This is a genomic window from Mesorhizobium sp. P2_D1, from assembly GCF_056404455.1.
Genome location: NZ_JBFUDZ010000036.1, coordinates 18,569 through 41,956, shown reverse-complemented (window position 1 = coordinate 41,956; position 23,388 = coordinate 18,569). Strand labels below are relative to the sequence as shown.

Below are 23,388 nucleotides of genomic sequence, written 5' to 3'. Positions count from 1 at the left end.
TCTTTCAATCCTGGGGAGGAGGGTATCATGGCAGCTGCGACAGCGTCGCGAAGCGGGCTGAGATCGGCATTGCCGCTGCTGGCGCCGGCCTATCTCTGGCTGACGGTGGCGATCTTCCTGCCGCTCTCGGCCATGGTATTCTTCTCATTCATGACCGAGCTGCCCCTGTCTGGGAAGCCGTGGGCATTCACGCTCGGAAACTATGCCGCCTTCTTCTCGCAGAGCCTCTATCTGACGCTGCTGCTCGCCTCGCTGCGGCTAGGCCTTGAAGTGACGCTGTGGTGCATCGTCATCGGCTACCCCGCGGCTTACGTGCTGGCCAAGGTGCTGAAGGGCCGCAGCCGCGAGGCGATCTTCCTGCTCGTCATCCTGCCGTTCTGGTCGAACGGCCTGGTGCGCATCTTCTCCTGGGCGATGGTTCTGCGCGAAGGCGGCATCCTCGACACGGCGCTCAACGCAGTGCTGCCGTTCAAGATCAACATCGACCTCATGTATTCCTATCCGGCCGTGATCATCGGGCTGGTGCATTCCTATGTGCCCTACATGGTGTTGACCTGCTACCTGACCCTGCAGGCGATCGACGACTCGCTGATCGAGGCCGGGCGCTCGCTCGGTGCCTCGCGGCTACAGGTGCTGAAGCGCGTGATCATTCCGCTGTCGATGCCCGGATTGGTGGCCGGCGCAGCACTCATCTTCGTGCCGGTTGTCGGCTCGTTCATGGAGCCACGCATCCTCGGCGGCCGTACAGGCACCTTCTACGGCACGGTCATCGAGGACCAGTTCGTCGCCGTGTTCAACTGGCCGCTGGGTGCGGCGCTCTCCTTCATCCTGCTGGCCGTCGTGCTGGTGATCCTGGCGGCTGCCTCGCCAGTGCTCAAGAGGGCCGCGTGATGGCGACAACCCGCATCCTCGAATGGCTCGGCCGCCTTTACATCTGGCTGCTGCTGGCCTTTCTCTATTTGCCGATCATCATCATGGCGCTGATGTCGTTCAACGTCTCGCCCTTCTACCAATTGCCGTTCGAATGGACGACGGAGTGGTACGCATCGCTGTGGCAGAACGATCAGCTGATTGCCGCCACCTGGAACAGCGTCGAGATCGCAGTCATCACCACCATTGTCTGCACGGTGCTTGGCTCGGCAGCGTCGCTGGCGCTCTATCGTTACGAATTTCGCGGCAAGAAATTCCTTCAGGCGCTGCTGTTTCCGCCGATCGCCATTCCGTGGCTGATCACCGGCACGGCGATGCTGATCTTCTTCTTCGGCGTTGGCATCGGCCGCGGGTTGCATGCCATCCTGCTCGGCCATGTGGCGCTGGCGCTGCCATATGTCATCGTCGTCGTTTCGGCCCGTCTGCAGACCTTTGCGCCGGAACTGGAGGAGGCGGCGCGCTCTCTCGGCGCCAACCAGTGGCAAGTGACCGCGCGCGTTACGTTGCCGTGGATCATGCCCGGCGTCATTGCCGGCGGGCTGTTCGCCTTCGCCGTCTCGTTCGACCAGTTCGTGGTGTCCTATTTCCTGGCGACGCCGGGCCAGACGACGCTGCCGGTCGAAATCTACGCCGCGATCCGCAAGGGCTTCACGCCCGAGATCAACGCGGTCTCGACAATCATCATTGTCGTGTCGATGGCACTCATGCTGCTCACGGCGCGCTTCTTCAAATTCGGCGGAGAGAAATAATGGCCGGCGTGCAGGTATCGAACGTCTCGCGCAGCTTCGGCGCGCACAAGGCGCTGGACGATGTCTCCATCGATTTCGCCGATGGCGGCTTCTATGCGCTGCTTGGGCCGTCGGGCAGTGGCAAGACCACGCTGCTGCGCCAGATCGCGGGGTTCGACTTTCCCGATTCCGGCCGCATTGCCATTGGCGGCGAGAGCGTCGAGCGGGTGCCGGTCGAGAAGCGCCGCATCGGCATGGTGTTCCAGAACTATGCGCTGTTTCCCAATATGAGCGTTGCCGACAATGTCGCCTTCGGCCTGTCGGTGCGCGGCGAGGCCAAGGCGGTGATTGCCGCCGAGGTGCAGGCCGCGCTCGATCTCGTGCAACTCGGCAAGCTCGGCGGCCGGCGCCCGCACCAGCTGTCGGGCGGTCAGCGCCAGCGGGTGGCGTTGGCACGGGCCATCGTCACCAAGCCGCGCGTGCTGCTGCTCGATGAGCCGCTCGGCGCGCTCGACAAGGCGCTGCGCGTCGACATGCAAATCGAACTGAAGCGCATCCAGCGCGAGATCGGCATCACCACCATCTTCGTCACCCACGACCAGGAAGAGGCGCTGACGATGAGCGACCGCATCGGCATCTTGCGCGACGGCAGGCTGGTGCAGGAAGGGCCGCCGGAGGAAATTTATGACCGGCCAAAGAGCGAGTTCGCCGCCACGTTCCTCGGTGACGCCAATATCTTTCGCGGCGACACGACGGGCAGCGGCATCCGCCTGGCGGACGGCACGGCGATTGCCGCGGGCGCGGGCGCGACCCTTGCCGTCGGCGCCAAGGCTAGCTGCGCCGTGCGGCCTGAACGCATCCGCATTGGCACCGATGCCGGGGTTTCCAATGCCACCGACACGAACGTGCTCAAGGGCCACGTTTCCAAGCGCATCTTCGCTGGCAACAACAGCACGTACTTCGTCGATCGCGCCGGCCAGACGCTGAAGGTCATCGTGCAGAACACCGGCATCGAGCGGCTGGCGGAAGGGCAGGACGTGGTGCTGCGCTGGTCGCCGGAGAGCACGGTGCTGATCGCTGCGGGCTGAGACCTGCAACGGGTCTTGCCAGACCGTTCGCAATCAGGGACAGCATAGCCGGGCAAGAGTCCGGAGTGGCGATGACCTTGGAACTGAGTGGGCGGGACCAGTCGATGCTCGATGGCGAGCAGGGCCAGTCGGCAGCCGCTGCGATGAAAATCCTGGTCGCGTTTTCCAATGCAGTTGGAGCCGGCAGCCTGCTCGATATTGCCGGCGCCCATATCGATGGCTGCCTTTACCACGGCAAGGCCGGGCTCGATTTCGTCGAACGGCTGGTCGAGGGCGGTGGCCGTGTCCGGGTGCCGACGACGCTCAATGTTGGTTCGTTCGATCTCATCCATCCCGGCATGGTGAAGATGCCGGCGGCGGAGGAAGCGCCGGCGCGGCGTCTGATGAAGGCGCATCTCGAACTCGGCTGCCAGGCGACGTTCACCTGCGCACCCTACCAGACGCGGTTCCGGCCGGGCTTCGGCGAGCAGATCGCCTGGGGTGAATCCAATGCCATCGTCTTTGCCAATTCGGTTATCGGCGCGCGCACCAACCGTTATGGCGATTTCATCGACCTCTGCTGCGCCATGACCGCGCGTGCGCCGGCCTGGGGCCTGCATCTGAGCGAGAACCGGCGCGGCCGCATCCTGTTCGACCTGGCCGTTCCTGAGCCGGAGCCGAGCGATAGCCTGTTCGTCGGCGTCGGGCTGTTCATCGGGCAGGCAAGCGGCGATCGGATTCCGGTGATCGCCGGCCTGCCACAACCGCGTGACGAGGACCAACTGAAGGCGCTGGGTGCTGCGGCGGCAACCACCGGCGCGGTGGCGCTGTTCCACGCGGTCGGCATCACGCCAGAAGCGAAGACGCTCGATGAGGCGTTCCAAGGCCATGCGCCAGAGGCTTCGATCCGCATCTGCCGCGCCGACATCGATCAAGCGCTGGCCAGGCTATCGACCGTGCCTGATGGTGCGCCGCTGGCGGCCGTGTCGCTGGGCACGCCGCACTTTTCCCATGACGAATGGATGCGTCTGTTGCCGATGATGCGCGAGATCGCGCCGGCCAGGCGTATCCCGATCTATGTCAACACCGGTCGCGCGACGCTGACGCGATTGCAGGAGGAGGGCGCGCTGGCAGGCATGGAGGGGTTCGGCTTGATCCCGGTCGCCGACACCTGCACCTATGTCACCTCGATCCTCGAGCGCCTGGACGGCGTGGTGATGACCAATTCCGGCAAATGGGCGCATTACGCGCCGGGCAATATCGGCGTGTCCGTGGCCTTCGCCGACATGCGGGATTGCATCCGCTCGGCTGCAGTCGGACATGTCGTGCGGAGTGCGTCATGACGCAATCGGCGGAAACGAAGCCCGTCAAGCGGTTCGGGACCTTCCAACTGGCCGGTGAGGCCGAGGGCCAGGCGCTGGCTTTTTCGCAGCCGCTCAGTTTCTGGGGCGGTGTCGACGCCGAGACTGGCGACATCATTGACCATTCGCATCCCGGTCTCGGCCAGAATATCGCCGGCAAGATCCTGGTGATGCCGAGCGGGCGTGGCTCGTCCTCCTCATCCTCGGTTCTGGCCGAGGCGATCCGCAAGGGCACGGCACCTTCCGGCATCCTTCTGGAGCGGCCGGACCCGATCCTGGCGGTGGGCGCCATCGTCGCCGAATTCCTCTACGCCATTCGCATGCCGGTGGTGGTGTGCGACATTGCCGGTGTCGCCTCCGGCGACCGGATCGCGATCGGGCTCGACGCGGATGGCCGGGCGATCGTCAGCATCGGGAGACGCCCAGCCTGAGTGGCTTGAAAGTGCTGCCTCGCGTCGCCACTTCGAACAGACGGCGCGCGCTTATCGGCGCGGCCTTCGTCATTCCTGGTCTGAATGGTCGGTCGTCACACCCGTGATGGGAAATGATGGTGTCGGCCTTGGCCGAGGCACAGGCCATCGCGTTATATCCTGTCCTCCACGGGAGGAATGGATGGCAGGCACGAATTTCGAGCCGGATGTGAAGGTCCGCACCAGGGAGTACCGGATCGGCTGCGTCGGCGCCGGCAAGATCATGGCCGAATGCCATCTCGCCGCCTATGCACAGGCCGGCTTCCCGGTGGTCGCGATCGCTTCGCGTACGAAAGCCAGCGCCGAAAAAGTGGCCGGGCGCTGGGGCATCCCAACCGTTCATGAGACGCCGGAACAGCTGATCGAGGACGACCGTGTCGAGATCGTCGATCTTGCCTTTCCGCCCGACCAGCAACCGGCGCTGATCCGACATGCGCTGAAGCAGAAGCACATCAAGGCGATCCTGGCGCAGAAGCCATTGGCGCTGTCGGTAGAGGAAGCGGTCAGGCTGCGCGACGAAGCGGCCGGGTCCGGCAAGATACTCTCGGTCAACCAGAACATGCGCTACGACCAGTCGATGCGTGTGCTGAAACAAATCATCGATAGCGGCGCGCTGGGCGACATCGTCTTCGCGCAGATCGACATGCATGCGATCCCGCACTGGCAGACTTTTCTTGCCGACTATGACCGGCTGACGCTCGCCAATATGAGCGTGCATCATCTCGACGTGCTGCGTTTCCTGTTCGGCGATCCGCAAGAGATCACGACGCTGACGCGCAAGGATCCGCGCACGAAATTCGACCATTCCGACGGCATCACCGTGTCGACGTTGCGCTTCCCGTCCGGGGTGCTCGCCGTGTCGCTGGAGGATGTCTGGTCCGGTCCACGGCAGGAGGGGTACAAGGACGACCAGCACATCAACTGGCGCGTCGACGGCACCAGGGGTGTCGCCAAGGGCACCATCGGCTGGCCGACGGGCGTGGCTTCGACCCTGACCTATGCCTCGGCCGAGACGACCGGTGGCGAGTGGGTGACGCCCAGCTGGGATACGATGTGGTTCCCGCACGCATTCATCGGCGTGATGGAACAGCTTCAGCATGCGGTGAAGACGGGCACGCCACCGGCGCTGTCTGGCGCCGATAACGTCAAGACCATGGCGCTGGTCGAAGCCGGCTACCGCTCCATGGCACAAGGCCGCACGGTCAAGCTGTCCGAGATATCGATCGACTGAACATCTGGTCGCCGAATCGCGTGGCGGCTGAATCGCTTACCGGAGGAGTTCACATCATGATGCAGGCGGGTATCTTCACCGGCTATTTTCCCTATGGCCTCGAAGAGGTGGCCAGGCGCATTCGCGCGCTTGATTTCAACACGGTACAACTCGATCTGCATTTCAGGGATATCGACCTCTCGGCTGGGCAGATCACCAAGGATAAGGCGAGGACTGTGCGGGATACGTTCCGCGACCACAATCTGCCGGTCTGCTGCATTTCCGGCTACACCAACATCATCCACCCGGACAAGGTCGAGCGCGACAAGCGCGTCGGCTATCTCAAGGAGATCATCCGCAACGCGCGCGAATTCGGCTCGCCTTACGTGATCTCGGAAACAGGCACCTACAACACCGAATCCGATTGGGTGCACCACCCCAGGAACAAGACTGAGGAAGGATTCGAGGAATGCCGTAAGGTGATCTCCGACCTTGCCCAGACGGCCTATGACCATGGCGCAGTCTTCCTGCTCGAAACTTATGTCAACAATGTCGTCGGCTCAGTCGAGGAAACGGTCAAGATGTTCGCGCAGGTCGACCATCCTGGTCTTGGCCTGCTGATGGATCCGACCAATTATTTCGAGGCGCACAATATCGACCGCATGGACCAGGTGCTGAACCAGGTGTTCGACACGCTGACCGACAAGATCAGGATCGCGCATGCCAAGGACGTCAAGCGCTCCGGCAGCGACAAGTCGGAGAAGCACGCCGACATTGGCGATGACAATGCTTCGGAAGGCCTCACCTTTCGCGGCGTCGGCGAGATCGAATTGCCGGCGCCCGGCCTCGGTTCGCTCAATTATGATCTTTATCTCAAGCGGCTCAGCGAAAAGCACCCGAACATCCCGGTCATCATCGAGCACCTGACCGAGGACGACGTGCCACGCGCCAAGACATTCCTCGATGGAAAATTCCGCGCCAACGGCCTTTGAGGACCGCACGGGAGGCGACGATGGCGACGGTCAAGACAAAGCGCGACTACAGCCTGGTCGGTGAAAGCACGCGGATCGCGATCGAGACCGGGCTGGCCTCCGCCGAGTGGTATCACACGGACGTGCCGCGCAAGACTATGAAGGAGCTGATGCAACGCTCCGATATGCCGGCGATCCGCGACACCCTCATCTGGATCGCCGCCATATTGGGCTCGGCTGCCGGCGGCATCTGGTTTTGGGGTTCATGGTGGTGCGTGCCGTTCTTCTGCGTCTACGGTGTGCTCTACGGCTCCTCCAGCGACTCGCGCTGGCACGAATGCGGCCACGGCACAGCCTTCCGCACCCGCTGGATGAACGACGTCGTCTACCAGATCGCCAGCTTCATGCTGATGCGCAATCCGGTCACTTGGCGCTGGAGCCATGCCCGACATCACACCGACACGATCATCGTTGGCCGCGACGCCGAGATCGCGGTGATGCGTCCGCCGGACCTGTTGCGCGCCGCACTTGCCTTCACCGGCGTCCTCGATTTCCGCTATTCGCTGCCAACGCTGGTGCGCAATGCGTTCGGCAAACTCTCGCCGGACGAGAAAAGCTTCGTGCCGGAGATGGAGCAGCACAAGGCGGTCATCGCCGCGCGCTGGCAGATCGCTATCTATCTCGCTGCGATCGCGCTGGCGCTCTACCTCTGGTCGTTCCTGCCGCTGGTGCTGATCGGCCTGCCGCGCCTCTACGGCAGCTGGCACATGGTGCTGACCGGCCTGCTTCAGCATATCGGGCTGGCCGACAATGTCACCGATCATCGGCTGAACACGCGCACCGTCTACATGAACCCGATCAGCCGTTTCATCTATTGGAACATGAACTACCACGTCGAACATCACATGTTTCCAATGGTGCCCTATCATGCGCTGCCGAAGCTGCATGAGTTGATCAAGCATGATCTGCCGGAACCGAACCCTTCGATGTGGCATGCTTATCGCGAGGTCTGGCCGGTACTGATCAAACAGCTCCAGCACGAGGACTATTTCCTCGAGCGCGAATTGCCGCCAACGGCACGGCCGTACCGCGACGAATTCCATGCRCTGACCGTCCCGGCGGCAGCGGAATAGGGGAGAACCAGATGGGCTGGGTTGAAGCGTGCGGCGTCGATGATGTCGAGGAAGAAGACGTCATCCGCTTCGACCATGGCGGTCGCACCTTCGCCATCTATCGCAGCCCGGATGACGAATTCTTCGCCACCGACGGCTACTGCACGCATGAGAAGGCGCATCTGGCTGACGGGCTGGTGATGGACGACATCATCGAATGCCCCAAGCACAATGGCCGCTTCAACTACAAGACTGGTGCCGCCAAGGGCGCACCAGTGTGCGTCAATCTCGCGACCTATCCGGTGAAGGTCGAGGCTGGCAAAGTGATGATCCAGGTCGGCTGACCTGCCGCAGCATGTAACAGAGGGAATTCTTTCGATGAGTCGAAAAAGACCGACGGTCGCGGACCTGCGCGCCATGAAGGGCAAGCGCCAGCTGACGATGCTGCGCGTACTGACGATGGACGAGGCCGAGGCCGCCGAGCGGGCAGGGGTCGACATCGTCTCGGTGCCGCCCGAACTGGTGCTCAACCCGCGATACCGCGATGCGGCGCCCAGCCTGTTCACCATGCCGGGGGAGAATTTCTTCGAGATCGGCACGGCGGACGATTTCCTGCGCTGGGCCTTCCGGCTCTATAAGGCCGGCGCAGACGCGGTCTATTGCAGCGCCGGCTACGCCACGATCAAGCGGATGGCCGACGACGCCATCCCGGTCATCGGCCATGTTGGCCTCATTCCATCGCGCGCCACCTGGACGGGCGGCTTCAAGGCTGTTGGCAAGACAGCCGACACCGCCATGGAGGTCTTCGCAGCGGTGAAGCAACTGGAGGCCGCCGGCGCCATCGGCGCGGAGATCGAAGTGGTGCCGGTCGAGGTGGCGAAGGCGATCTCGGAGCGGACGTCGCTGATCATGCTGTCGATGGGGGCGGGGACCGGCTGCGACGCGCAATATCTGTTCGCCGACGACATTCTCGGCCAGAACCGTGGGCACATGCCTCGCCACTCCAAGGTCTATCGCAATTTCGCCGCCGAATATGATCGTTTGCAGGCTGAGCGGATCGCGGCGTTCTCCGAATATGTCGCCGACGTCAACAGCCTGGCCTATCCCGAGGACAGGCATGTCGTGCACATGGATCCGGGTGAACTACGGCTGTTCCTCGACAAGGTTGGCCGGGCGTAAGGTCACCTGCCAGGGTCCGTTGGCGAGCGCGGCGAAGAGCGCTTCGGCGTCGATGCCGAGTGGCCGATCCTCCTTCAGGCTAGGGACCAGCGCGCGTATCGCCCTGTGAATTGCGGCGGTGCGGGGCGCCAGGGTGAGCCCGTCGCGCAGGTCGACCGCCTGTGCCGCCGCCATCAATTCCAAGGCGATCAGCCGCCGCCACAGCGCGACCATCCCAGCGCATTTCGCGACAGCCAGCGGTGTCTGCGTGGCATGGTCCTCGACGCCTTCCGAGACGGCCAAGAAATCCAGCATCACCGGATTGGCTCTGTGGCGGATGGCGGCCAGGATCGATGTCGCCGTCTTCTGCAGCGGCACGAAGCCGGCCGAGGCGCCGCCGACCGGCGACAGATATTTCGGCAGGCCGTTACGGCCGGAGCCAGTAAGCTGGATGAAGCGGGCAGCGCTCGCGGCGGCACACTGGGCGATCGCCAGGCCGAGCGTTTCGAAGGCGAGCGACAGCGAGGCAGTGTGGAAATTGCCGGTCGACAGCACCAGCCCGTCGTCGCTAAGCACCAGCGGGTTGTCGGCGGCGGCATTGAGTTCGATCTCGACGGCATGTCTCGCCTGGCCGATCGCCTCGATCAGCGCGCCATGGATCGAGGGCATGCAGCGGATCGACAGGGGATCTTGCAAGGTGGTCGGCGCCGGTGCCTCGTCGCGGGCAAGCAGATATTGCAAGGCCTTGGCCGCTTCCTGCTGGCCGGCCGCCGGCCGCGCCATATGCAGGCGCGGGTCGAGGATGGTGCGATTGGCGCCGATACCTTCCATGGTCAGCGCGCCGGCCTGGTGCTGCTGGGCAAGGGTGGACAGCGCATCCGTCACCACGAGCGCACCGCTGCCCGCTGAAACAGCCGAAGCGTTAATCAGCGACAGCCCGTCCTTGGGCGCCAGGCTGATGGGGACGAGGCGGGCCATCATCAACGCCTTGGCCGCCGGCATGCGCCGGCCCTGATAGTCGGCGTCTCCTTCGCCGGTCAGCAGGCGGGCAAGCGCCGTCATCAGCACCAGATCGCCGGCGCCGATCGAGCCGAGCGACGGCATCACCGGGTGGACGCCGGCATTGAGCGCGTCGACCAAAGCGACAAACACGGTGGGCGAAAGTCCGGAGCCTCCCGTTGAAAGCGTCGCCGCGCGGGCAAACATAGTTGCCCGCACGGTCTCGACCGGTAGCGCTTCGCCGACCGCGCCGCTGCGTCCTTCCAGCAGCTGGCGCTGGAAGGCGCTGGCGTCGCCCTCGACCGTCGTGCCGAGATTGGCGCCGAGCCCGGTGTTGAGGCCATAGATCTGCTGGCCGGAGGCGGCGGCCTGGTCGAGCACTGTTCGCGCCTTCTGCAGCCTGCCGAGGACATCGGATCGGACCTCCACCTTGCGCGCTTCGCGGGCCACAGCGGCGACATCCGCCGTACCCACGCCGGCTCCGGTGAGGACGAGCGCACTCATGCGAAGCGCAGCCGCTGGCCGATGCCTTGCGCCTGCGCCTTGGCCAGCATCGCCTTGCCCAACGCAATGTCGGACAGCGACAGGCCGCGGTGCCAGAACAGGATCGTCTCGCTGTCATTCTCTCGCCCGGCCTTGAGACCGGCGGCGATCTGGCCAAGCTCGGCATGCAGCGTCTTTTCGCTCAGCCGCCCGGTCTCGACATGGGCGCGCAGCGAGCCGAACTTGCCGCCCTTGCACTGGCCCCAATCGTCGACGACCATCTTCTGCATGATGTCGGTCAGCGACAGCTCCACGGCGCTCATGGTGCCGTAGGGCACGACCAGCGCGCCGGGCTTGATCCATTCGGTCTTCAACAAGGGCTGCGGTTCCGGCAGCCGCGAGGCCTCGACCACGATGTCGGCGCCTTCGACACAGCTCTTCCAGTCGGCCACAGCGGTGACACGCTTGCCGAGATCGGCGGAGAGTTTTGCGGCGAAACCGTCGCGGCTTTCCGGGCGGCGCGAATGGACGCGGATTTCGTCGAAGTCGAAGACATGGTCGAGCAGGCGTACATTCCAGTAGGCGGTGCCGCGCGCGCCGATATGGGCCAGCACTTTTGAGCCCTTGCGCGCCAGATGCTTGGCGCCGATGGCGGTGACGGCACCGGTGCGCATGTCGGTGATGACGGTGGCGTCGAGGATGGCGCGCGGCGTGCCGGTGCGCGGATCGAACAGATTGAGGATGCCGAATTCGGAGGGCAGGCCGTGCAGGTAGTTGTCGACATAGTCGCCGACGATCTTGACGCCGGCGGTGTCGAGAGGCGCGACGTAGCCGCGCAGGACATTGAAATGACCGTGGAAGGACGGGTCCGGCTCGAGATGGACGCGCGGCTCGATCACCGTCTGGCCATTGCCTTGCGCCACCAGGCCGGCCTCTACGGCGGCAATGATTTCACCATCGGACATGGCAAGGGCGTCGATATCGAGGGCATTGAGATAGTCGATATAGATGGGTTTCATCTGCTGCGTGCACTTTCCCCGGTCGCCTCTCATCCATAACAGGCCGTGACGCGACACGAAAGTTTGTTACGCCGTCTATGGACGCGGCCGGCTAATTGCTGTTCAAACCGGTTCCGTCATGACTGCCATTCCCGACACTGAAGCCTTACCCGAAACGGCCACCAATGCGCGGCGCGTGGCGCTGATTGTCGCCATCGCCTTCTTCATGCAGTTGCTGGATTCGACGATCATCTCGACATCGCTGCCGCAGATGGGCGCTTCCTTCGGCGTGCCGGCGGTGGCGATGAGCATCGGCATCACCGTCTACATGCTGACCATGGCAGTGTTCGTGCCGCTGTCGGGCTGGCTCGCCGACCGGTTCGGTGCGCGCAATATCTTCCTGCTGGCAATCATCCTTTTCACATTGGCCTCGCTCGCCTGCGGCTTCTCGCAAAACCTGACCCAGTTCGTCGCCGCACGTGTCGTGCAAGGGCTGGGAAGCGCACTGATGACGCCGGTCGGCCGCATTCTCGTCTTGCGCAATGCATCGAAGTCCGAGCTGCTCAACGCCACCGCGCTGATCACCTGGCCGGCACTGTTCGCGCCGGTGGTCGGGCCGGTGCTGGGCGGCTTCATCACCACCTATCTGTCCTGGCACTGGAACTTCTTCATCAACATCCCGCTCGGCGTGATCGGGCTGGCGCTGGTCGCCCGCTTCATTCCCGGCGACCGCGAGGCCAACCCAAAACCGCTCGACTGGCCGGGTTTTTTCCTGACATCGGCGGGACTTGCTTGCCTTCTGTACGGGCTCGAACGCATCGCGCATCCAGAAGACGGTGTCTTGCCGACGGTGGCGCTCCTCGCCTTCGGCGTCGCCATCGGCTGGCTGGCGGTGCGCCATCTCAGGCGCGCACCGCATCCGCTGCTCGACCTCTCATCGTTCAAGGTGCTGACCTTCGCCATCTCGACGCTTGCCGCCGGCACCAATTTCCGGGTGGCGATCAACGCCACGCCGTTCCTGTTGCCGCTTCTGTTCCAGGTCGGCTTCGGTCTCAGCCCCGTCGATGCCGGCATGATGATCCTGGCCTATTTCCTCGGCAATCTCGGCATGAAGACGGTGACGACGCCGACGCTGCGGCGCTTCGGCTTTCGATCTGTGCTGGTCGTCAACGGCCTGATCGCCTCGGCGTCGATCATGGCGTGCGCGGCGATCTCACCGCAGACGCCGCAAGCGCTGGTGATCCTACTGATGCTGATCGCCGGCCTGTCGCGCTCGATGCAGTTCACCGCCCTCAACACGCTGGCCTTCGCCGATATCGACGCGGCGCAGCGCAGCTCGGCCGCGACACTGTCCAGCATGCTGCAGCAAGTGGCGATGCTGTTCGGCGTCGCGGTGGCGGCGGCGATCCTCAACCTGTCGCAGATCGCCAGGGACCGGCCGGCGCTCGACCTCGTCGATTTTCGAATCGCCTTTCTGGCGATCGGCGCCATCGGGCTGGTGGCGGCGTTGCGTTTCCTCGCGCTGCCACCAGGTGCGGGTGCCGAGGTTTCCGGACACGCACGGGGGAACTGAAATCGAATTCTTCCACCTGATGCGGAGATAAATTCCGCCTTGCCCTTTCGCCTTGGTCGGCGCTTTCGCAAGCGATCGCATTGGCGCAACCAATTGCTAAAAATCCAGGCTTTTCCGGGCATTGCGCCAGTTTTGGCAATCGATGCGTCCACTCGATGAATATCGCCGCCGACCGGGCTTCTGAACGCGGATTCATTTGACGAACCGGCGCTAAGCCGATTAGCTTTCCGTGGGATGGCAGCGCTGCCATTGGGGCGTAAGCGGGACATGAACGCGATCGGCTGGCCGAATTTCAGGAGCCTGAATCAGGAAGGCATTGTCTTTGCCATTGCCGTGGTGCTGTTCGTTGCCGCTGCCATCGGCCTGCCGGGCTTCATCGACCCAAACAATCTCGTGGCCATCGTCCGCTCGGTGTCGGTGCTCGGCATACTGGCGCTCGGCATGGCTGTCGTCATCATCGGCCGGGGCATCGACCTCTCGGCCGTGGCGATCATGGCAATGTCTGTCGCCTGGTATCTGCAACTCCTGAATTCAGGAACGCCGGACGGGCTGGCCTTCGCCTATGTGCTGGCCGGCGTGCTTGCGATCGGCCTGCTCAACGGCTTCCTCGTCGCCTATGCCGATGTCCCGGCGATCTTCGTGACGCTGGCGACCGGTTCCTTCGTCTTCGGCTACGTCCGCTCGCAACTGATCACGCAGGATGCCGTGCCGGTGCCGCAGGGCCATTGGGTCGAGCTGCTCGGCGGCCTGCGCTTCCTCGATATTCCCGTCGAGGTGTTCGTCTTCGCGGGCCTCGCCTTCCTGTTCTTCCTGTTCCTGCGATACACCAAATGGGGCCGCTACATCTATTTCGCCGGCGACAATCCGGTCGCGGCGCGCAACATCGGCATTCCGGTGCGGCCGATGCTGGTGCTGCGCTATGTGCTGTCGGCCTTCGTCGCGCTGATTGCCGGCCTGCTGACGGCGGCCAGCCTGCATTCGATCAACACCCGCGTCGTCAACTCGACGCTGCTCTACGACATCGTGCTGGTGGCGGTGATCGGCGGCATCGGCCTGTCCGGCGGGCGGGGCGGGGTGCGCAACGTGCTGGTCGGGGCGGCGCTGATCGGCATCCTGCTCAACGCCATGACCATCATCGACATTCCGCTGCTCTACCAGAACCTTATCAAGGCGGCGATCCTGCTGGGGGCGATCATCGTCGATGGCGTCATCAACCCACGTGACGAACAGACCGCGCAGCAGGGCGATATCTGAGCATGATCCCGAAGAGATCATTCTCGAACCAGAAGACTTGACCAAACGCTGACGGTTAGGGCCGTCGGTGAACCACAGTGACCAAAACAGAGGATGTGACATGAAACTGATCAGAACACTCATGGCCGCCGCCACGGCGCTTGCCGTTACCGCCTTCGTCGCGCCCACCTTTGCCGCCGACGATCCGGGCCCGGCCGCCTATGCGCAGTCGCTGAAGGGCAAGCGCGTCATGCTGGTGCCGCTGGCGATGGGCTTCGACCTGGCGCAGGGCTGGGCGCATTATCTGAAGACCGAAGTGGAGGCCTGGGGCGGCGTGTTCGAGACGCGCGACCCGAACTGGGTCGTCGATGCCGGCGCGCAGGCGATCACCGACGCCATCTCGTCGGATACCCGGCCGGACGTGCTGATCATCCATGCGCCGGACCTGAACTCCTATTCCAAGTTGATGAAGAAGGCGCAGGCGGCCGGCACCTATGTGCTTCTGGTCGACAATCCTGCCAACTTCCCGGCCGACGCTTTTGTCGGCAGCGACTGGGACCGTCTAGGCCAGCTCGAGGCCGAAGCGGCGATCAAGGGCTGTGGCGAAAACTCGTCGAAGAAGATCGGCCTGGTGCAGGGCGACCAGGCGAACTCTTCCAGCCTTTATCAGTATGCCGGCATCATGAAGGTTCTGGACAAGCATCCCGACTTCAAGGTGGTGGCCAAGCCCGACTCCAACTGGGATGCGACGACCTCGCGCAACGTGACGACGACGATGCTGCAGCAGAACCCGGACATTTGCTCGATCATCGACTTCTGGGATGGTGACGCCACCGGCGCGTCGGCCGCGATCCGAGACGCCAAGCTCGAGGGCAAGGTGTTCCTGGTCACCACCGGCGGCGGGGAAAAGGCGGCGGACTGCGACAAGCTGCAGGACGGCACCTATGGCGCCGTGGTGATGACCGAGCTTGCCCGTCAGTCGGGCGACATGAACGCCATTATCAAGTTCCTGCTGCAGAGCGGCCAACCGGCCGGTACCTCGCACACCTACATCTACACGCTCGAGAAGGCGACGACCAAGGCCGACCTCAAGCCCGACAGCTGTTGGGACCTGAAGGCGCTGCAGGCCGAAGCGGCGGCGAAATAGATCGATCCTTGCCAAACATCAATCAACGAGGTGGCCGGATTGCCCGGCCACCTCTTTCTCTAGCAGCCCAGATCTTGCAGCAGTGACCCGATGTCCTTTCGCGAACGCCTCCAGTCCTGGCGCTACAATCTCGTGCCCGACCATCTTGTCGGCGAGATCCTGACCAAGCGCTGGACCGATAACGCCATTCCGTTCCTGGCGCTGGTGGTGACATTGGCGACCTTCGGCTCGATCATTCCGGGCTTCTTCAAGCTGACCTCGCTGCAGGAATCGACCCGCCAGCTCGGCGAGTTCTCGATGGTCGTCACCGGCATGACGGTGGTGATGCTGGGCGGCGGCATCGACCTGTCGGTCGGCTCGATCTTCGCGCTGTCGTGCTTCTCGGCCGTCTATGTCTTCTTCATCCTCGAACAGTCGATCTGGCTGGCGCTGGCCGCTTCGCTTGCCACCGGCCTCGTCTTCGGTGCCATCAATGGCTATCTCGTCGGCTATCTCCGCCTGCGCGCCTTTCTCACCACGCTGGTCACCTTCATCTTCGGGCGGGCACTGTTCGACATCCTGGTCACCACCTATGCCGCTGATGTGCAGCTCTCGACAGCCACGTCGGATGTGCTCGACTTCATCGGCGACAGCACCTTCTGGGGCTTGTCGGTCTCGGTCTGGCTGGCGATCATCCTCGCCATCGTCACCCATATCGCGCTGACCCGTTCGCGACCGGGCTGGCACGTGCTGGCGGTCGGCGGCTCCAGGCGCTCGGCGCACAATGCCGGCATTCGGGTGCGCCGCACCGTGTTCATGACCTATGTCTTCTCAGGTTTCTGCGCCTCGATCGGTGGCTTCCTCATCGCTTGCCGCCTGAGCGGGGCAGGGCCGGGCACCGGCCTCAATCTCGAGATCATGGCGCTGACGGCGGCGGTGGTCGGCGGCGTCAGCTTGGGCGGTGGGCGCGGCTCGGTGATCAAGGGGCTGATGGGCGCCATCATCGTCTTGACCATGACCAATGGGCTGATCCGGCTGGGCTATGGCACCGGAACCAACCAGATGGTGCTCGGCATCATGCTGGCGGTGGCGGTGACCATCGACATCCGCTGGCTGAAGAACCGCCACAAGGTGCTGAACGAGGTCTATGTCGCGCCGGTCTATCTCAAGATGGGCGCGACACAGTCGGCGGCGCCCGGTTCGGGCACGCCATACGAACTCGACAACAGGCTCTCGGCTGCCGACCACATCGGGCTTGGCGAACTGGAGGGGCCGGAGGATGTCATCCTCGACCGCGACGACAATCTCTATTGCGGCACCCGCCATGGTGAGATCGTACGCTTCTTCGCGCCGGACTACGTCAGGTCGGAAGTGTTTGCCCATATTGGCGGCTTTCCGCTTGGACTTGCCTTCGACAAATCAGGCAACCTGATCAGCTGTGTCGGCGCCATGGGGCTCTATTCCGTGTCGCCGACGCGCGAGGTCAAACGCCTGTCGGCCGAGACCTCGCGCTCCTGGACCTCGATCGTCGACGATGCGCGACTGCGTGATCCCAATGACTGCGACGTGGCACCCGACGGCCGTATCTATTTCACCGACTCGACCAAGCGCTACGACGCCCATGACTGGGCGCTGGATTCGATCGAGAACCGCGCCACCGGCCGCTTGCTGGTCTACGACCCGAAGGACGGCTCGACCAAGACACTGCTCGACGGTTACCGCTATACCAACGGTGTGTGCATGGCGCATGACGGCAAGTCGCTGTTCTTCGCCGAAAGCTGGGCCTGCCGCGTGCACCGCTACTGGCTGGAAGGGCCGAAGGCCGGCACGGCCGAATGCGTCATCCGCGACATGCCGGGCTACCCCGACAACATCAACCGCGCCTCCGACGGCAACTACTGGATGGCGTGGCTCGGCATGCGCACGCCGAGCTTCGACCTGTCGCTGCGCCATCCCGACATGCGCAAGCGCATGACGCGCCGGCTGCCGCAGGATGAATGGCTGTTCCCCAACATCAACACCGGCGGCGTGGTGAAGTTCAACGAAAAGGGCGGCATCGTCGAGGCGATGGGCGACCTTACCGGCGGTGCGCACCCGATGGTCACCTCGATGCGCGAGCACAGGGGGTATCTGTTCGTCGGCGGTATCCTCAACAACCGCATCGGTCGTTACAAGATATCAGGCGCCGACCCGAACTGGACCAGCCCCGCTTCCTACTGGGGGGCGGCCTCATGATCCTCGATCCGGTGCTTGACCTGTTTCGTGGCAAGGCGGTGACCATTCCGCCGCTCGACGGCGCCTTCCGCCCGAACACGCGGCTGGACGACGCGCCGGCTGTCGCTGAGCTGACCGAGCCGGACAATCTGCTGATTTCCAGCGACAGGCTGTTAGCCTCCAGCGGCAATGCCATACACGCTATCGCTGCCGGCGCTGTGCCAACCGTGGTCGAGACTTTTCCATCTCCGGTCACGGCGCTGGCGCTGTCGCCATCAGGCGAACTGACGGTCGGGCTGGAGAGTGGCAGGCTGTTGATTGCCGGCAAGGAGGTTTCGTTGCCGGCCGGAATGCGCTGCATCACCGCACTTGCCTATGCAGATGATGGCATGTTGTGGCTGGCCAACGGTTCGGCTGAACACGCGCCCTCGCAATGGGCCGCCGACCTGATGAAGAAGGGCGCGTCCGGTTCGCTGTGGAAGCGGGATGCGGCGGGCGGTGGGTTCCGCAAGGTGGCAGGCGAGATCGCCTTTCCCTATGGGCTCCATCCCATAGGGCAGGATGTGCTGGTCAGCGAAAGCTGGCGCCACCAGCTCGTCCGCTTCGACGGCGCGACCGGCAACCGCTCGACGGTGCTGGCGCATCTGCCCGGCTATCCCGCACGGCTGTCGCCGACCGCCGATGGCGGTGCGTGGCTGACCTTGTTTGCGCCGCGCAACCGGCTGATCGAATTCGTGCTGCAGGAAACGCACTACCGGCAGGACATGATCAATCAGGTGCCACCGGCCTACTGGATCGCGCCGGCCCTGGCTTCCAGCCGCAGCTTCCTTGAACCGCTGCAATGCGGTGGCATCCGCACCATGGGCATCCACAAGCCTTGGTCGCCAAGCCGCTCCTACGGGCTGGTGGTAAGGCTCGACCAGAGGCTGCAGCCGCAATTCAGCCTGCACAGCCGCGCCAACGGCACGCGCCACGGCATTTGCAGCGTCGCCGAAAGGGCCGGCCTTCTGTTCATCGCCTCCAGGGGCGGCGACTGCGTGTTGTCCGTCGACCTCGCGTCGGGAGGGTTTTGATGGAACCGATCGTCCGCCTGGAAAACGTCACCAAGACTTATCGCGGCGTGCCCGCGGTGAAGAACGTCAGCTTCGACCTGCGCAAGGGCGAGATCCACGCGCTGCTCGGCGAGAATGGCGCGGGTAAGTCGACGCTGACCAAGATCGTCGCCGGGGTGGTCGACGCCACCTCCGGCAGGATGTTCCATAAGGGCGCCGAAATCGCCTACGCCTCGCCGCATGCGGCGCTCGAAGCCGGCATTGCCATGGTGTTCCAGGAAACCAGCCTGGTGCCGTCGATGACGGTGGCGCAGAACCTCTATCTCGGCACCGAAAAATTCCTCAACCGGCTACGCGGCACCTACATTTCGGCGCAGCAGTTCCTGCAGTCCCTCAACTTTCCCGTCGACCCGAACGCCATGGTGGCGACGCTGGGTGCCGCCAAGCGGCAGATGGTCGAGATCGCGCGCGCCGTCCACCACAATGCGGAAGTCATCATCTTCGACGAGCCGACGGCGACGCTGACGCCGGAAGAGAAACGACATTTCTTCGCGCTGATCCGGCGGCTGAAGGCGAATGGCGTGTCGATCGTCTTCATCAGCCACGCGCTGGAGGAGGCGCTTGATATCGCCGACCGGATCACCATTTTGCGCGACGGCGAGCTGGTCATCACCGACGACACATCCGCCTTCGACCGCGACCGGATCGTCGCCGCCATGGTCGGCCGTACTTTGTCGGGGCAGATCTATCGGCAGCGCGACGAGGCGAAATTGCGCAAGGCCGGCAAGAAGGTTCTGTCGGTGCAGGACATCTCGATGAGCAATGTCGTGCGCAACAATTCGTTCTCTATCTTCGAGGGCCAGATCACCGGCGTGTTCGGGCTGATCGGCTCTGGCCGCACCGAGACGTTTAAGATCGTCTCCGGTATCTACAAGCGCGATTTCCTGCGTGGCGGGGCGATCGAACTCGACGACAAGTCGGTGCGCTATCTCGTGCCGAGCGAGGCGGTGGCCGACGGCATCGTCTATGTCACCGAGGACCGCAAGAGCGAGGGTATCTTCGAGACGATGGGCATTGCCGAGAACCTGTTCGGCGGGCTATTGGCGGCGGGCCGCGAAAAGGCCTGGGTGATCGACCAGCAGGAGATGCGGCAGCTTGCGGCCGAATGGACGAAGACGCTGAACATCAAGGCGATCAACGACAATGCACGCGTCGTCGAGCTATCCGGCGGCAACCAGCAGAAGGTGGTGATCGGCAAAGGGCTGGTGCAGCGGCCGCGCATCGTCATCTTCGACGAGCCGACGCGCGGCGTCGATGTCGGCGCGATCGCCGAAATCCATCAGATCATCAACCGGCTGGCCGACGATGGCCTCGCTGTCGTCGTGATTTCCTCCTACCTGCCGGAGATCATGAACCTGTCGGACCGCATCCTGGTCTGCCGGCAAGGCCGTATCGTCGAAGAGTTTTCGCCGGCGGAGGCAACCGAGGAAAAGATCATGTACGCGGCGGTTCACTAGATTCAGGTGAGGCCGGCCTGCAAATGGCGGCTTCCTGGGCTTCCTGAGCAAAATCGCCACTCCGTCGCTAAAAAGTGAATCGGGCAAATGGATTGGCTGCGATTGCTCAAGACCTGATTTAATTCACAAGACGATTCAAACGAAAGGACCAGCCATGGCCACCACGAAACTTCTGAGCGATGCCGAGGTGGAGAAGATCCCGGCTGTGAAGGCGGTGTTCGACGACATCCGCGCGACTCGCAAAGCCGATTTCGTCAACAATTTCTGGCGCGGGCTGGCCAATGATCCACCGGCGCTGAAGCGGATCTGGGAACAGTTGAAGGTGGTGATGGTCGCTGAGAGCGCCCTCGATCCATTGACCAAGGAAATGATCTATATCGCGGTGTCGACCGCCAATGGCTGCTCCTACTGCGTCCACTCGCACACGGCGGCGGCCCGGGCGAAGGGCATGACAGACGTGCAGCATGGCGAACTGGTTTCGATCATCGGGCTGGCCGGCCAGACCAACCATCTGGTCACGGCGATGCAGATCCCCGTCGATCCGCAGTTCGAGGTGAAGTGAGGGCGGTTGCTTCCCGCGGCTGGAACTTTCATGGACAAAAGCACCAGATTTCCAACGTCGCTCTCTGGCTACGAGATTGAAGGCCTGATTGGAATTGACGCTTCACGACTGGTGCCGCTGTATCAGGGCTGCTCTGACTATGTCGTGCTGGAACGAGGCGAGCCGCCCGACGCTGCCACGGCAAAGGAGGAATTTGAGAACTTTCCACCGAACCGGACGGAGGCCGACAAGTTCATATTCGGGGTGAAGGCGATCGATGGTGAACTTGTAGGCTTGCTGGCCTGCGACCGCAATTATCCGCGAGTGGAGTGTTGGTGGATCGCGTTGTTCATGATCGACAAAGCACTTCGCGGAAGAGGGTTGGGGCGTACACTGTGCGACGACTTTTTCAGGTGGCTGAAATCCCAGAACGTCAAGTGGGTGGAACTCGGCGTGATCACAGAAAATGAGCAGGCTCTTCGCTTTTGGCAGCGGCAGGGCTTCAAGCCAATGCGGACGGCGGGGCCAGTCAGCATTGGGGCAAAACGGCATATGGTCCAGGTTTTAGGCCGGCCGTTGTGAGCAGATCCATCATAGGCGCTTGGCCACCTTCTTGAAATGAGAAGGGAAGGCGTGTGCTATGCAGGCCGATAAACCCTCTCGGCCGTGTTCCAGAAAATATCCACCTCAGCTTTCGCGCCATGCTTGGCCACCGCCGCGCGATGCGCCTTGATAAGCTCGGCATGGCTGGTCCACAGTTTCTCGATCGGGAAGTTCGAGCCGAACATCAGATGATCCGCGCCCAGGATGTCGATCGCATTGTCGACGATGTAAGCGATCAGAGCCGGGTCGTTGCCGTGGACGAAGGTGCCGAGGCCGGACAGTTTTGCATGGAAATTGGGCGCGGCCGACAGCGTGCGCAGGCCTGCCTTCCAGGCTTCCGTGATTTCGGGCTCCATGCCGGTGAGCATGCCGGCATGGGTGAGGATGAAATTGGTCTCCGGGTTCTCGCCGACCAGCGTCAGCCCGTCCTTCATCTGGGCAGGGAATAGCTGAAGGTCGAAGGACAGGCCGTAGTGCTTCAGCCGGGCGACATTGGCGCGGACCTTGGGATCGATGACCTGGTCGGCCGAAGTGGCGAAGCGGAAGGCCGGCGTCTCGTGCCAGTGCAATTGCATGCGCACGCCGCGCAGCAGCGGATATTTCTTCAGCCGGTCGATCTGGGGCCTGATATCGTCCACGGTCATATCGGTGTAGCCGACGATGGCGTGTGGCCAGCCGGTCTCATCTGCGGTTTTCTGCAGGAAGGCGACCTCCTTCTCGAAATCCTCCTTGGCCCAGTTGGTCTGGACATAAACGGCTTTTTCGACGCCCGATCCCTTCTGGTCGGCCAAGAATTCCTCGATCGGGTAGTCGCGGCGGATCGGCTCATAGGGGCCAAAGATGCGCGGCACCATCGGTCCGACCAGCCAGGGCTGGTCCTGTTGGCGCCAGATGTGGAAATGCGCGTCGATTGCTTTCTGCATCACGAAACCCTCTTCCAGATTGCCGCCGCCGCCGGGGCCGGGCGGGCGAGCGACAGGATGAAATCGGTGAGGCCCTTGAGCGACGAGCCGTCGATGAGATCGTCGAGCACCGGCAGGATGGCGCGCAGTGCTGCCGTTGCAGGCCAGAAGCGCGGATCGCCGGCCAGCGGCGTCGCGAGAGACAATCGGAAAGCGCGCGCGCTCAGCCGACGCATCGCTGTCTCTAGTGCGGCATGATCGCCGCGCTCCAGCGCATCGGAGAGGATGACGATCGCTGCACCGCGGGCGAAAGCGGAGAAGCGTGGCACCGACAGGAAAGCGAGCAGCGTCGGCCCCATGCGGGTGCCGCCGTCCCAGTCATCGACCTGCGCCGCCGCGCGGGCCAGCGCCTGGTCGCGGTCGCGAATGCGCAGTGCGGCGGTGATGCGGGTGAGCCGGGTGCCGAAGGTGAAGATTTCGGCGCGGTCAGCACCTTGCACTGCGGCATGGGCGAGCTTGAGATAGTCTGACGTGTGCAGCTTCATCGAGCCGGAGACGTCGATCAGGATCAGCAGCTTGCGCGGCACAGTCTGCCGGCGACGCAGCAGCGGCGAGGGCACGTCGCCATCGGCACTGACGATTTCCCTGAGCGACCGGCGCAGATCGAGTTTGCCGCGCGAGTGGGTGCGCACGGTCCGGAAGGAGCGGCGGGCAGGCAAGGCCGGGGACAGCTTGCGGCGGAAGGCGGCCAGCCTATCGTCGTCGCGCTGGAAATCGCGCGCGCTCAATTGCTCCAGGGCCGAGGACAGTTCGCCGCCTTCTTGGCTGTGCTCGGCTTCGATCCGTTCGACGTCAGCGCCGCCATCATCCTTGATATTGATTTCCTCATCTCCGTCTCCTTCAACCACGGCGGATGCGTTGCCGTAGAAATGGTTCTGGAAATGCGCCTCGAATTCGTCGCGGCGGTCGGGCGGCGGCGCCAGCGTCGCAAGGGCCGCTTCGCGGATGTCGGCCATCGAACGCGGCCCGAGCAATGTCACGGCCTGCATGAAGCCGGACACCTGCTCCGGCGCGACGGCAAAGCCGTAACGGCGCAGCAGCCGGCCGAAGCCGAGGAACGGCGCGGCCGCGCGGGGCAGG

General features: G+C 63.5%; 22 protein-coding genes. 18 read left to right on the top strand and 4 right to left on the bottom strand.

Features of this window, described 5'->3' with window-relative positions; translation table 11 throughout:
* Nucleotides 1-27 precede the first annotated feature (27 nt).
* From AC1D0I_RS23075 to AC1D0I_RS23030, 10 genes are all read left to right on the top strand, one after another.
* Nucleotides 28-891, top strand: coding sequence for an ABC transporter permease (locus AC1D0I_RS23075; RefSeq protein WP_095091419.1), 864 nt, complete (start codon nt 28-30; stop codon nt 889-891).
* The gene (locus AC1D0I_RS23070; RefSeq protein ID WP_477397962.1) at nt 891-1,679 is read left to right on the top strand and encodes an ABC transporter permease; all 789 of its coding nucleotides are present in this window, start codon (nt 891-893) and stop codon (nt 1,677-1,679) included. The genes AC1D0I_RS23075 and AC1D0I_RS23070 overlap by 1 nt, the downstream gene beginning before the upstream one ends.
* Nucleotides 1,679-2,746, top strand: a complete 1,068-nt coding sequence (locus tag AC1D0I_RS23065; RefSeq protein WP_477397960.1) for an ABC transporter ATP-binding protein — start codon at nt 1,679-1,681, stop codon at nt 2,744-2,746. Before AC1D0I_RS23070 ends, AC1D0I_RS23065 begins: the two co-directional genes overlap by 1 nt.
* Before the next feature lie 71 nt (nt 2,747-2,817).
* The gene (locus AC1D0I_RS23060; protein ID WP_477397958.1) at nt 2,818-4,068 is read left to right on the top strand and encodes an aconitase X; all 1,251 of its coding nucleotides are present in this window, start codon (nt 2,818-2,820) and stop codon (nt 4,066-4,068) included.
* Complete coding sequence (locus AC1D0I_RS23055) at nt 4,065-4,517, top strand: aconitase X swivel domain-containing protein (protein WP_477397956.1); 453 nt, start codon at nt 4,065-4,067, stop codon at nt 4,515-4,517. The genes AC1D0I_RS23060 and AC1D0I_RS23055 overlap by 4 nt, the downstream gene beginning before the upstream one ends.
* A gap of 181 nt (nt 4,518-4,698) precedes the next feature.
* Nucleotides 4,699-5,787 (top strand): Gfo/Idh/MocA family protein, encoded by a 1,089-nt coding sequence (locus AC1D0I_RS23050; protein WP_477397954.1) that lies wholly within the window; start codon nt 4,699-4,701, stop codon nt 5,785-5,787.
* Nucleotides 5,788-5,843: 56 nt separating this feature from the next.
* Nucleotides 5,844-6,758, top strand: coding sequence for a sugar phosphate isomerase/epimerase family protein (locus AC1D0I_RS23045; protein ID WP_477397952.1), 915 nt, complete (start codon nt 5,844-5,846; stop codon nt 6,756-6,758).
* 20 nt (nt 6,759-6,778) lie between these two features.
* Nucleotides 6,779-7,870 carry a fatty acid desaturase family protein gene (locus AC1D0I_RS23040; protein ID WP_477397950.1) on the top strand — a complete coding sequence of 364 codons (1,092 nt, stop codon included), beginning with the start codon at nt 6,779-6,781 and terminating at the stop codon, nt 7,868-7,870.
* Nucleotides 7,871-7,881: 11 nt separating this feature from the next.
* Nucleotides 7,882-8,193, top strand: a complete 312-nt coding sequence (locus AC1D0I_RS23035; RefSeq protein ID WP_477397948.1) for a MocE family 2Fe-2S type ferredoxin — start codon at nt 7,882-7,884, stop codon at nt 8,191-8,193.
* A 34-nt stretch (nt 8,194-8,227) separates the two neighbouring features.
* Nucleotides 8,228-9,028, top strand: a complete 801-nt coding sequence (locus tag AC1D0I_RS23030; RefSeq protein ID WP_477397946.1) for a 3-methyl-2-oxobutanoate hydroxymethyltransferase — start codon at nt 8,228-8,230, stop codon at nt 9,026-9,028.
* On the opposite strand, the gene AC1D0I_RS23025 is transcribed toward AC1D0I_RS23030, so the two are convergent.
* Nucleotides 8,993-10,510, bottom strand: coding sequence for an HAL/PAL/TAL family ammonia-lyase (locus tag AC1D0I_RS23025; protein ID WP_477397944.1), 1,518 nt, complete (start codon nt 10,508-10,510; stop codon nt 8,993-8,995). The genes AC1D0I_RS23030 and AC1D0I_RS23025 overlap by 36 nt on opposite strands.
* Entirely contained in the window at nt 10,507-11,508 is a 1,002-nt protein-coding gene (locus tag AC1D0I_RS23020; RefSeq protein ID WP_477397942.1) for an ornithine cyclodeaminase family protein, read from the bottom strand. The genes AC1D0I_RS23025 and AC1D0I_RS23020 overlap by 4 nt, the downstream gene beginning before the upstream one ends.
* A 118-nt stretch (nt 11,509-11,626) precedes the next feature.
* Here AC1D0I_RS23020 and AC1D0I_RS23015 point away from each other — a divergent pair, with 118 nt between their 5' ends.
* The 8 genes from AC1D0I_RS23015 to AC1D0I_RS22980 all read left to right on the top strand — a co-directional run bounded on the left by AC1D0I_RS23015 (nt 11,627) and on the right by AC1D0I_RS22980 (nt 21,325).
* The gene (locus AC1D0I_RS23015; RefSeq protein WP_477397940.1) at nt 11,627-13,060 is read left to right on the top strand and encodes a DHA2 family efflux MFS transporter permease subunit; all 1,434 of its coding nucleotides are present in this window, start codon (nt 11,627-11,629) and stop codon (nt 13,058-13,060) included.
* Between the two features lie 267 nt (nt 13,061-13,327).
* Complete coding sequence (locus AC1D0I_RS23010; protein ID WP_477397938.1) at nt 13,328-14,314, top strand: ABC transporter permease; 987 nt, start codon at nt 13,328-13,330, stop codon at nt 14,312-14,314.
* A gap of 100 nt (nt 14,315-14,414) precedes the next feature.
* Nucleotides 14,415-15,440 (top strand): sugar ABC transporter substrate-binding protein, encoded by a 1,026-nt coding sequence (locus tag AC1D0I_RS23005; protein ID WP_477286667.1) that lies wholly within the window; start codon nt 14,415-14,417, stop codon nt 15,438-15,440.
* Between the two features lie 90 nt (nt 15,441-15,530).
* Nucleotides 15,531-17,654: an ABC transporter permease gene (locus AC1D0I_RS23000; protein ID WP_477397936.1), complete on the top strand. Its 2,124-nt coding sequence runs from the start codon at nt 15,531-15,533 to the stop codon at nt 17,652-17,654.
* On the top strand, nt 17,651-18,706 hold the full coding sequence (locus AC1D0I_RS22995; protein WP_477397934.1) for an NHL repeat-containing protein: 1,056 nt from the start codon (nt 17,651-17,653) through the stop codon (nt 18,704-18,706). Before AC1D0I_RS23000 ends, AC1D0I_RS22995 begins: the two co-directional genes overlap by 4 nt.
* Nucleotides 18,706-20,202: a sugar ABC transporter ATP-binding protein gene (locus tag AC1D0I_RS22990; protein WP_477397932.1), complete on the top strand. Its 1,497-nt coding sequence runs from the start codon at nt 18,706-18,708 to the stop codon at nt 20,200-20,202. Before AC1D0I_RS22995 ends, AC1D0I_RS22990 begins: the two co-directional genes overlap by 1 nt.
* Before the next feature lie 154 nt (nt 20,203-20,356).
* Nucleotides 20,357-20,764 carry a carboxymuconolactone decarboxylase family protein gene (locus AC1D0I_RS22985; protein WP_477397930.1) on the top strand — a complete coding sequence of 136 codons (408 nt, stop codon included), beginning with the start codon at nt 20,357-20,359 and terminating at the stop codon, nt 20,762-20,764.
* Between the two features lie 30 nt (nt 20,765-20,794).
* Nucleotides 20,795-21,325 carry an N-acetyltransferase family protein gene (locus tag AC1D0I_RS22980; protein ID WP_477397928.1) on the top strand — a complete coding sequence of 177 codons (531 nt, stop codon included), beginning with the start codon at nt 20,795-20,797 and terminating at the stop codon, nt 21,323-21,325.
* Between the two features lie 56 nt (nt 21,326-21,381).
* Here the strand turns inward: AC1D0I_RS22980 and AC1D0I_RS22975 are convergent, their stop codons facing one another.
* The gene (locus AC1D0I_RS22975) at nt 21,382-22,269 is read right to left on the bottom strand and encodes an amidohydrolase family protein (protein ID WP_477397994.1); all 888 of its coding nucleotides are present in this window, start codon (nt 22,267-22,269) and stop codon (nt 21,382-21,384) included.
* Complete coding sequence (locus AC1D0I_RS22970; protein WP_477397992.1) at nt 22,269-23,387, bottom strand: vWA domain-containing protein; 1,119 nt, start codon at nt 23,385-23,387, stop codon at nt 22,269-22,271. The genes AC1D0I_RS22975 and AC1D0I_RS22970 overlap by 1 nt, the downstream gene beginning before the upstream one ends.
* Nucleotide 23,388 lies beyond the last annotated feature (1 nt).